9 protein-coding genes, 2 tRNA genes and 2 rRNA genes (1 of these 13 cut by a window edge) are annotated in these 10,126 nt (G+C 41.5%); 12 read left to right on the top strand and 1 reads right to left on the bottom strand.

All coding sequences use genetic code 11. The features are described 5' to 3' along the window. From RGU12_RS11895 to tsaD, 9 genes are all read left to right on the top strand, one after another. Window positions 1-1,445, top strand: a 23S ribosomal RNA gene (locus RGU12_RS11895); it begins 1,487 nt to the left of the window's first position. A 60-nt stretch (window positions 1,446-1,505) separates the two neighbouring features. After that, window positions 1,506-1,621: ribosomal RNA gene (rrf, locus tag RGU12_RS11890) — 5S ribosomal RNA — on the top strand. Window positions 1,622-1,637: 16 nt separating this feature from the next. After that, window positions 1,638-1,714: transfer RNA gene (locus RGU12_RS11885), tRNA-Met, on the top strand. 3 nt (window positions 1,715-1,717) lie between these two features. Further along, window positions 1,718-1,793 (top strand) — tRNA-Asp (locus tag RGU12_RS11880). A gap of 892 nt (window positions 1,794-2,685) precedes the next feature. Continuing rightward, window positions 2,686-3,675: a thiamine-phosphate kinase gene (gene thiL, locus RGU12_RS11875; RefSeq protein ID WP_309536356.1), complete on the top strand. Its 990-nt coding sequence runs from the start codon at window positions 2,686-2,688 to the stop codon at window positions 3,673-3,675. Between the two features lie 10 nt (window positions 3,676-3,685). Further along, window positions 3,686-4,144, top strand: a complete 459-nt coding sequence (gene tsaE / locus RGU12_RS11870) for a tRNA (adenosine(37)-N6)-threonylcarbamoyltransferase complex ATPase subunit type 1 TsaE (protein ID WP_309536355.1) — start codon at window positions 3,686-3,688, stop codon at window positions 4,142-4,144. Then, a complete protein-coding gene (gene tsaB, locus RGU12_RS11865) occupies window positions 4,141-4,833 on the top strand; it encodes a tRNA (adenosine(37)-N6)-threonylcarbamoyltransferase complex dimerization subunit type 1 TsaB (protein WP_309536354.1) in 693 nt (230 codons plus the stop codon). Before tsaE ends, tsaB begins: the two co-directional genes overlap by 4 nt. A gap of 2 nt (window positions 4,834-4,835) precedes the next feature. Then, the gene (gene rimI / locus RGU12_RS11860) at window positions 4,836-5,303 is read left to right on the top strand and encodes a ribosomal protein S18-alanine N-acetyltransferase (RefSeq protein WP_396232345.1); all 468 of its coding nucleotides are present in this window, start codon (window positions 4,836-4,838) and stop codon (window positions 5,301-5,303) included. After that, complete coding sequence (gene tsaD / locus RGU12_RS11855; protein WP_309536353.1) at window positions 5,296-6,312, top strand: tRNA (adenosine(37)-N6)-threonylcarbamoyltransferase complex transferase subunit TsaD; 1,017 nt, start codon at window positions 5,296-5,298, stop codon at window positions 6,310-6,312. Before rimI ends, tsaD begins: the two co-directional genes overlap by 8 nt. A gap of 381 nt (window positions 6,313-6,693) precedes the next feature. Here tsaD and RGU12_RS11850 read toward each other — a convergent pair whose 3' ends face one another. Beyond that, window positions 6,694-8,628 carry an ABC transporter ATP-binding protein gene (locus tag RGU12_RS11850; protein ID WP_309536352.1) on the bottom strand — a complete coding sequence of 645 codons (1,935 nt, stop codon included), beginning with the start codon at window positions 8,626-8,628 and terminating at the stop codon, window positions 6,694-6,696. A 134-nt stretch (window positions 8,629-8,762) separates the two neighbouring features. Between RGU12_RS11850 and moaC the strand changes: the two genes are divergently transcribed. Genes moaC through RGU12_RS11835 form a run of 3 tightly spaced genes read left to right on the top strand, consistent with a single transcriptional unit; the run spans window position 8,763 to window position 10,125 of the window. Then, entirely contained in the window at window positions 8,763-9,254 is a 492-nt protein-coding gene (moaC, locus tag RGU12_RS11845) for a cyclic pyranopterin monophosphate synthase MoaC (RefSeq protein WP_116354378.1), read from the top strand. A gap of 2 nt (window positions 9,255-9,256) precedes the next feature. Further along, window positions 9,257-9,898, top strand: a complete 642-nt coding sequence (locus RGU12_RS11840; protein WP_309536351.1) for a redox-sensing transcriptional repressor Rex — start codon at window positions 9,257-9,259, stop codon at window positions 9,896-9,898. Between the two features lie 35 nt (window positions 9,899-9,933). Next, on the top strand, window positions 9,934-10,125 hold the full coding sequence (locus tag RGU12_RS11835; protein WP_116354376.1) for a twin-arginine translocase TatA/TatE family subunit: 192 nt from the start codon (window positions 9,934-9,936) through the stop codon (window positions 10,123-10,125). The last annotated feature ends 1 nt before the right edge of the window (window position 10,126 follow it).

The following is a 10,126-nucleotide window of genomic DNA, read 5'->3' as shown; positions in this document are numbered from 1 at the left end:
AGGGTAAGCGCGCTGTTGGATATGCGCGTCCAAGCAGTTAGACTGGTAAGTAGGCAAATCCGCTTACCGTAAGGTTGAGCTGTGATGGCGAGGGAAATATAGTACCGAAGTTCCTGATTCCACACTGCCAAGAAAAGCTTCTAGCGAGGTAGAAGGTGCCCGTACCGCAAACCGACACAGGTAGGCGAGGAGAGAATCCTAAGGTGATCGAGAGAACTCTCGTTAAGGAACTCGGCAAAATGACCCCGTAACTTCGGGAGAAGGGGTGCTTTTTAGGGTGAATAGCCCTGAAAAGCCGCAGTGAATAGGCCCAGGCGACTGTTTAGCAAAAACACAGGTCTCTGCGAAGCCGCAAGGCGAAGTATAGGGGCTGACACCTGCCCGGTGCTGGAAGGTTAAGAGGAGGGGTTAGCGCAAGCGAAGCTCTGAATCGAAGCCCCAGTAAACGGCGGCCGTAACTATAACGGTCCTAAGGTAGCGAAATTCCTTGTCAGGTAAGTTCTGACCCGCACGAAAGGTGTAACGATCTGGGCACTGTCTCAACGAGAGACTCGGTGAAATTATAGTACCTGTGAAGATGCAGGTTACCCGCGACAGGACGGAAAGACCCCGTGGAGCTTTACTGCAACCTGATATTGAATTTTGGTACAGCTTGTACAGGATAGGTAGGAGCCTTGGAAGCCGGAGCGCCAGCTTCGGTGGAGGCGTCGGTGGGATACTACCCTGGCTGTATTGAAATTCTAACCCGAAGGCCTTATCGGCCTTGGAGACAGTGTCAGGTGGGCAGTTTGACTGGGGCGGTCGCCTCCTAAAGAGTAACGGAGGCGCCCAAAGGTTCCCTCAGAATGGTTGGAAATCATTCGTAGAGTGTAAAGGCACAAGGGAGCTTGACTGCGAGACCTACAAGTCGAGCAGGGACGAAAGTCGGGCTTAGTGATCCGGTGGTTCCGCATGGAAGGGCCATCGCTCAACGGATAAAAGCTACCCCGGGGATAACAGGCTTATCTCCCCCAAGAGTCCACATCGACGGGGAGGTTTGGCACCTCGATGTCGGCTCATCGCATCCTGGGGCTGTAGTCGGTCCCAAGGGTTGGGCTGTTCGCCCATTAAAGCGGTACGCGAGCTGGGTTCAGAACGTCGTGAGACAGTTCGGTCCCTATCCGTCGTGGGCGTAGGAAATTTGAGAGGAGCTGTCCTTAGTACGAGAGGACCGGGATGGACACACCGCTGGTGTACCAGTTGTCCTGCCAAGGGCATAGCTGGGTAGCTATGTGTGGAAGGGATAAGTGCTGAAAGCATCTAAGCATGAAGCCCCCCTCAAGATGAGATTTCCCATAGTGTTAAACTAGTAAGATCCCTCGAAGATGACGAGGTTGATAGGTCAGAGGTGGAAGCATGGTGACATGTGCAGCTGACTGATACTAATCGATCGAGGACTTAACCAAAATCACTTCTAATGAATGTTTTAGTTATCTAGTTTTGAGGGAATGAATCCTTCAACATAGTCTAGTGGCGATAGCGAAGAGGTCACACCCGTTCCCATACCGAACACGGAAGTTAAGCTCTTCAGCGCCGATGGTAGTTGGGACTTTGTCCCTGTGAGAGTAGGACGTCGCTAGGCTATAAATTAATATTATCGCGGGGTGGAGCAGTCTGGTAGCTCGTCGGGCTCATAACCCGAAGGTCGTAGGTTCAAATCCTGCCCCCGCAACCAAATGGTCCCGTGGTGTAGCGGTTAACATGCCTGCCTGTCACGCAGGAGATCGCCGGTTCGATCCCGGTCGGGACCGCCATATTTTACTAACACACGAAACTTTAGGTTTCGTTTTTTATTTTGTTGAAATAGATTAAAATTTAGTATTTACCACAACATTTAATGTTGTGGTTTTTTCTATTTATGGGAAAAATATTTTTTAGTAAGAGTCAACAAGAAGATACCATAAATATTAGAGGGAGATTCAAAGAGTACATTTTAAAATTAAATGAAGATGAAATTGGGAGAAGTGCTCTACCCAAATCCTCTTCATCGGAGTTATGAAGGGGAAAAGAAGTGAAGAGTTTCATCCAAATCCTCTTCATCGAGCTTATAAGTCACAAACGCATCGATCACACCACCGAAAAGGTCATCATCAAGCTAATGAAGACCCAAACGCACCGAGCCCGACATCGAAAAGGTCATCATCAAGCTAATGAAGACCCAAACGCATCGAACCTGACATCGAAAAGGTCATCATCAAGCTAATGAAGACCCAAACGCATCGAACCTGACATCGAAAAGGTCATCATCAAGCTAATGAAGACCCAAACGCATCGCGCCCGACATCGAAAAGGTCATCATCAAGCTAATGAAGACCCAAACGCATCGAACCTGACATCGAAAAGGTCATCATCAAGCTAATGAAGACCCGAACGCAGTCAGCCCCACTGAAAAGTCCTTCATCAACACAATGAAGTCCCGAACGCAGCCACCACCACTTCCAAAGTTTCTTCGTCCACCTTATATGAATCCACCACATCCATCCCATCGCCTTCAAAAACTCATTTATTTTGCATCTTTTTTTGCTGATTTGATTGAAATACGGTAAACTTATAATATTGTATAAAGGTCCTTAGGCGATGTCCTAAGGCTTTTTTTCACTACCGCATGAACATCTTTTTTGACATACATATTGGGAGTGACCTTAGATGGCTTTGCAGGATGAATTTTACTTTATTGATCAAATCAAACCGAAACGTACATCTCAATCTGGCTTAATAGCAGGGATTGGTGATGATGCTGCACTTTTTCGACCAACTTCAAATATGGAACAAATCATATGCATGGATACAATGGTTGAGGGGGTTCATTTCAATTCTCACACAATGAATCCTACCCAAATTGGATATAAAGCATTGGCTGTTAATATTAGTGATATTGCAGCAATGGGTGGAATGCCTACCTATTATTTAGTGTCTATTGCGATTCCAAAGGATTGGAATGAAGCCGATTTGTTATCGATTTACGAAGGGATGGCAATGCTAGCAGATAAGTATGAGATGGATTTAATTGGTGGTGACACTGTTTCGATTGCTGAAAACTTAGTGATAACTGTTACGGTTCTTGGTGAGGTAGAGAAAGGAAAGCACTTTTTACGAAGCCAAGCAAAGCCAGGAGATCTCGTTTTTGTGACTGGAACGGCTGGTGACTCAGCTGCAGGTTTGGATGTATTATTACATAAAGGGAACGACCATTCTTTTTCTAAAGTTGAGGAAACTTTAATCCGTAAACATCAATATCCGTCACCGCGAGTCGAGATTGGAAGACTCTTATCAACCTTTGAACGAGTCTCTTTAAATGATATAAGTGATGGTTTGGCTAGTGAAGCAAATGAGATTGCAAAGGCCAGCGGTGTTATTTTACAAATAGATGAAGATAAGATCCCATTTAGTGAAGCCATATTGATGCAGTATAAGGATCGTGCTTTAGAATATGCATTATACGGTGGAGAGGACTTTGAACTAGTTGGAACAATTGCTCCTTCTGATTGGGACATACTACAGAAAAAGGCAAGTGAAAATGGTTATATTCTATCGAAAATAGGAATTGTTTCGGAAGGTGGTCCAGCTGTATTTTTAAACCGAGAAGGGGAATTACAAAAGCTTGAGATGAAGGGGTATAATCATTTTACTAAATAAGGTGGAGTATATGGAGAAATTTGAGTTTATATCAAATACAGCCGAAGCGACGGAAAATTTTTCAGATAACCTAGCTGAGAAGCTTGAACCAGGTGATGTTATAACGCTTGAAGGTGATTTAGGTGCAGGGAAGACTACTTTTACAAAAGGCTTAGCAAAAGGACTTGGAATTACGAGAACGGTGAATAGTCCGACGTTTACAATTATAAAGGAATACCACGGGCGAATTCCTTTGTATCATATGGATGTGTATCGTTTGGAACATAGTGATGAGGATCTCGGATTCGATGAATATTTTGAGGGCGATGGTGTGACTGTTGTTGAGTGGGCACATCTTATCGAAGATCGGCTCCCAAAAGATCGGCTCACCATCAAAATTGAACATCAAGGAGATACAAAGCGTAAGATTACGGTGATACCAATCGGGGAAAGGTATCAACTTTTATGTGAGGAGTTATTTGGCGAATGAAGGTTTTAGCTATAGATACGTCCAATTATGTATTAGGGGTCGCGATTGTTGATGAAGAGAAAGTGATTGGTGAGGTCATTACAAACCTACCAAAAAACCACTCTGTTAGGGTGATGCCTACTATTGAACAGCTAATGAAGGAATGTGGCATAAAGCCTAAGGAGCTCGATAAAATTGTAGTAGCGATGGGACCTGGTTCATACACAGGGGTAAGAATTGGAGTCACAATTGCAAAAACATTGGCATGGTCTTTACAAATTCCGTTGGTAGGAGTATCAAGTTTAGAAGTGGTAGCAGCCAACGGCAGATATTTTAATGGCTTTATCTCTCCTTTATTTGATGCTAGAAGGGGTCAAGTATATACTGGTCTTTATCAATATGAAGGCAAGGCGTTAACTTGTGTGGAAGAAGATAAAATTATTTTATTATCGGATTGGCTTGAGGAGCTTAAAAAGAAAGAAACACCGGTTCTTTTTATTGGCAATGATTTAGTTATCCACAAGGAACAGATAGAAACAGATTTAGATCAACTTGCATATGTTGCACCATATACAGATTGGAACCCAAGACCAAGTGAGTTAGCAGAGTTAGGGTTGAAGAAAGAGCCAGTGGATGTTCATACATTTGTGCCAAATTATATTCGCTTGGCAGAAGCTGAGGCGAATTGGTTAGGGAAGAGGCAGGGGTAAGCATGGAAGATACCATTAATCAACAGATTTTGTTTCGCTTCATGACGTTAAATGATATTGATGATGTCATGAAGGTCGAGACATTAGCATTTACCGTCCCTTGGAAGAGAGAAGCATTCTATAATGAATTAGTCCATAATCAGTTTGCAAAGTATATTGTGATGACTGATAACGGCAAAGTTATTGGGTACTGTGGGATGTGGCTTATTTTAGATGAATGTCATATTACGAATATCGCAGTACTGCCAGAATATCGAGGGAAAAAGCTTGGGGAAGCTTTGTTGATGCAGGCAAAGCTTTTAGCGATGCAGCATCAGGCAGTTACGATGACGCTTGAGGTAAGAGTGTCCAATCACATTGCCCAAAACCTCTACAAAAAATTAGGCTTTAAACCTGGTGGAATTCGAAAAAATTACTATACAGACAATAATGAAGATGCACTAGTAATGTGGGTGAATTTAAATGAGTGATAATCAATTAATTATGGGAATTGAAACAAGCTGTGATGAAACGGCTGTTTCGATTGTACGAAATGGGCGGGAAATTTTATCAAATGTCGTAGCATCTCAAATTGAAAGCCATAAACGCTTCGGTGGGGTCGTGCCTGAAATTGCGTCAAGACATCATGTTGAGGCAATAACACTTGTAATTGAAGAGGCATTAAAGCAGGCTGATGTTCACTTTGAGGATATTGATGGAATTGCCGTAACAGAAGGACCAGGCTTAGTAGGGGCTTTACTAATTGGGGTGAATGCGGCAAAAGCAGTAGCATTTGCCCACGATATTCCCCTTTTAGGAGTTCATCATATTGCAGGTCATATTTATGCAAATCGCTTAGTGGAGGAGCTCGAGTTTCCATTATTAGCGTTAGTTGTGTCAGGTGGCCATACGGAGCTTGTATACATGGAAGAGCATGCATCCTTTAAGGTCATCGGGGAAACAAGGGATGATGCTGCTGGAGAGGCGTATGACAAGGTGGCAAGAACACTAAGTCTTCCATATCCAGGTGGGCCTCATATTGATCGGCTTGCTCATGAGGGAACCGCGACGATTGATTTACCAAGAGCATGGTTAGAAGAGGATTCATATGATTTTAGTTTTAGTGGGTTAAAATCAGCTGTCATAAATACTCTCCACAATGCGGAGCAGCGTGGGGAAACCATTGAACCAAAGAATTTAGCAGCTAGCTTTCAGGAAAGTGTCATTGATGTGTTAGTGACAAAAACAGTTAAGGCAGCGAAAGAGTATCAAGTTAAACAAGTCCTATTGGCTGGGGGAGTTGCGGCAAATAAAGGATTGCGAGCAGCTTTAGAGGATGCATTTTCGGAAGTGCCGGAAGTGAAGCTTATTATTCCGCCACTTTCGCTTTGTACAGACAATGCGGCAATGATTGCGGCTGTTGGAAGTGTCTTATATGAAAAAGGGAAACGTTCATCATATGCATTAAATGCAAATCCTGGGTTAGACATTGAAATTTAACTTTATTCTACTGAATAAAGTTAAGCCTCTGGCGGATGCCTCAGATTTTAAGAGGAACTTTATCGAACAAGTTCGATGAAAATCTGGGCGGCAAATACGCCAAGGCGTATTTGGTAGGAATAAAGTCCTCTTTAGATAAGAGGCTTTTTTGTTGATAAATAATCCACAGATTCACAGGTGTTGTGGAAAACTAGTATCAAATACTGAAATAACTAATGTGCATTTGTGGACACTTTATGTGGATAACCCTGTTGATGAGTGTGGACAATGTGGATAAGTCAGTGTATAACTCCATAATTGTGGAAAAAGAATTAAAAAATCCCCATCTAAAATCTTAGTTTAGATGGGGATAACCTTTTTATAGATGATAGGTGAAAAGTTCTATCCACTTATTTCGTGTAGAGATTCCCATTCCTCCATTAGGGCTTCAAGCTTAGCTGACAATTTCTTGTTCTCTTCATTAATGCGTTGAACTTCCTCATGGTTTTGATAAACTTCAGGATCACAAAGAAGCTGTTCATTTTCTTCCGTTTTTTCTTCAAGAGAGGATATCTCAAGCTCAATCTCTTCAATTCTCCGTTTACGTTGACGCTCTAGCTTCTTTAATTCCTTTTCTTGTTCATAGGATGTTTTTTCTTGGACTACCACTTTTTTATCAGCTTGTTTCTCTTGCGTTTCAAGCTTTGCTAATTCTTCCATTTCGAATTTCTTTTCAAGGTAATAGTCATAATCACCAAGGTATTCTGTCAGTCCTTGTGGGGATAATTCAAATACCTTCGTTGCAATCCGGTTAATAAAGTATCGGTCATGAGAGACAAAAAGGATGGTCCCAGGATAATCAATTAGCGCATTTTCAAGTACTTCCTTACTATCAAGGTCAAGGTGGTTTGTTGGCTCGTCAAGAATGAGGAAATTTGACTTTTCCATCATCAGCTTTGCAAGAGCAAGTCTCGCTTTTTCGCCACCACTTAGGGTAGAAACGGTTTTTAACACATCATCCCCTGAAAATAGGAAATTTCCAAGAACTGTACGGATTTCTTTTTCAGGTTTAAGTGGATATTCATCCCATAATTCATTTAACACCCGTTTATTTGAAGTGAGGTCTGCTTGTTGTTGGTCATAGTAGCCAATCGTTACATGTGAACCGAAACGAATCGTACCTTTGACATGCTCGAGCTTATCGATAACCGCTTTTAATAGAGTCGATTTCCCGATTCCATTAGGACCTACTAACGCAATACTATCTTCACGATAAATATTGAAATTGATATTTTTGATAATAGGCTTGTCTTTTTCATAGGAAACAGAGATGTCTTTTGCACTTAACACATCATTTCCACTTTGTCTTTCAATTTCGAAACGGAAGGAAGCAGATTTTTCATCACCTGATGGCCTGTCCATCAGCTCCATTCGATCAAGCTGTTTTCGTCTACTTTGAGCGCGTTTCGTTGTTGAAGCTCTGACTAGGTTTTTCGCGATGAAGTCCTTTAGTTTTTCGACTTCTTCCTGTTGTTTTTCATATCTTTTCAAATCAAGCTCATAGTTTTCAGCCTTTAATTTTAAATAGTTGCTGTAGTTTCCAACGTATTTAGTACTTGTGTGTCTTGAAATTTCATAGACCTGGTTAACGACTTTATCCAGGAAGTAACGGTCATGGGACACGATTAAGAGCGCACCAGGATAGCCTTGGAGATATTGCTCAAGCCAGGTGAGCGTGCTAATATCGAGGTGGTTTGTCGGCTCGTCCAGAATTAATAAATCAGGCTTCGAAAGTAATAGTTTACAAAGGGCAAGGCGTGTCTTTTGACCACCGCTCAAGCTAGAAATTTTTGTTTCGTAGTCTTCTTCTGTAAAATGAAAGCCGTGTAGAATGGAACGAATGTCGGCTTCATATTGATAGCCACCCCGTTCTTTAAAATCGACCTGGAGTTGATCGTATTCTTCAAGGAGTTTTTGATAATCAGCTGGATTTTCAAAAACAGAGGGGTCTCCCATTTTTACTTCAAGGTTTCGTAAGTCCTTTTCTAGTTTCTGTAAGGGTGCAAAGACGGTAAGCATCTCTTGCCAAATGGTAAGGGTTGAATCAAGTCCAGTGTCCTGTGCGAGATAATCGATTGTGACACTTTTTGGCTTAATAATTTCACCGCCATCATGGGACATCTGTCCTGCAATGATCTTTAGTAGAGTAGATTTTCCAGCACCATTTCGACCAACAATGGCAATGCGGTCGCGAGTTTGTACTTCTAATTTTATATTCGATAAAATAAGATCAGCAGCAAAATATTTTTTGAGCTGATTTACTTGTAGTAAAATCATACTATTTCACCTCTTGTTTCTAACAACAGTGTATCTTATATTATCTTAATAGAGCAACTGCAATGATAATGTTCACACACGTTTCAAAGACAGATGTGGTAAAATAGTGTATAGTTTATGGGAGGGTTCGATATATGACATCATTTACCCATTTTAATGAGCAGGGGCGAGCGAGAATGGTCGACATTACAGAGAAATCTGATACTGTTCGTACAGCGATTGCAAAATCAAGTATTACTGTAAATAAATTGATTTATGAGCAAATCATAAATAATGAGGTTCGCAAGGGGGACGTACTTGCGGTATCTCAGGTTGCCGGTATTATGGCAGCTAAAAAAACATCCGAGCTAATTCCGATGTGCCATCCGTTGGCATTGAAGGGCGTCGATATCAGTTTTAGTTGGACGACCCAAGATGAATATACTTTACATATTACCGTATCAGTTAAAACAAAGGGTAGTACCGGCGTAGAGATGGAAGCCCTTACGGCTGCATCAGTTTGTGCGTTAACTGTATATGATATGTGTAAAGCAGTTGATAAAGGCATGGTGATTGGACCAACCTATTTAGCTGAAAAAACAGGTGGAAAGAACGGAGATTTTAAAAGGCCAGTAGCGGGGGAATAAACATGAATCTGGAACAGTCAAAAATACCACAAGCAACTGCCAAAAGGCTGCCACTTTATTATCGATTTTTAAAAAACCTGCACGCCTCGGGGAAGCAGAGGGTATCATCTGCAGAACTAAGTGATGCAGTCAAGGTTGATTCAGCCACGATTAGGCGTGATTTTTCCTATTTTGGTGCATTGGGAAAAAAAGGGTATGGCTATAATGTGAATTATTTATTATCCTTTTTTAGTAAGACCCTTGATCAGGATGAATTAACGAAGGTTACGTTAATAGGTGTTGGTAATTTAGGTACCGCATTTTTACATTATAATTTCTCAAAAAATAATAATACAAAAATTGAGCTTGCGTTTGATGTGGATTATAATAAGGTGGGCAGTAGTATTGGTGGAGTCAAAGTGCATCATCTAGATGATCTTGAAAAAGAATTGCCTGATGATGTCACAGTTGCTATTTTAACAGTGCCGGTTGGTGTAGCACAGGCGATTACAGATCGCCTCGTAAATAAAGGGATAAAAGGTATCCTAAATTTTACACCAGCAAGGATCAATGTACCCGAACATATTCGAGTCCACCATATTGATTTAGCTGTTGAGTTACAAGCACTTGTTTACTTTTTAAAGCATTATTCGAATGAAGAATAGAAATATAATTTACACTTGTTGGGAGGTGACTCACTGTGGGAAGTCTTGGATTTGGTAGTATCCTATTGATTGTATTTGCAGCGTTACTAATTTTTGGACCGAAGAAGTTACCTCAATTAGGAAGAGCAGCAGGTAATACATTGCGTGAATTCAAAAACGCAACAAAAGGTTTAGCAGATGATGACGATGATGATGTTAAAAAGAATGAAACTACTGATGTGAAGTAAT

The organism is Ferdinandcohnia sp. QZ13, from assembly GCF_031324165.1.
Taxonomy (GTDB): Bacteria; Bacillota; Bacilli; order Bacillales; family Bacillaceae_L; genus Ferdinandcohnia.
Note: the sequence above shows the minus strand (reverse complement) of the source record. Positions and strands in the feature narration are given on the sequence as shown.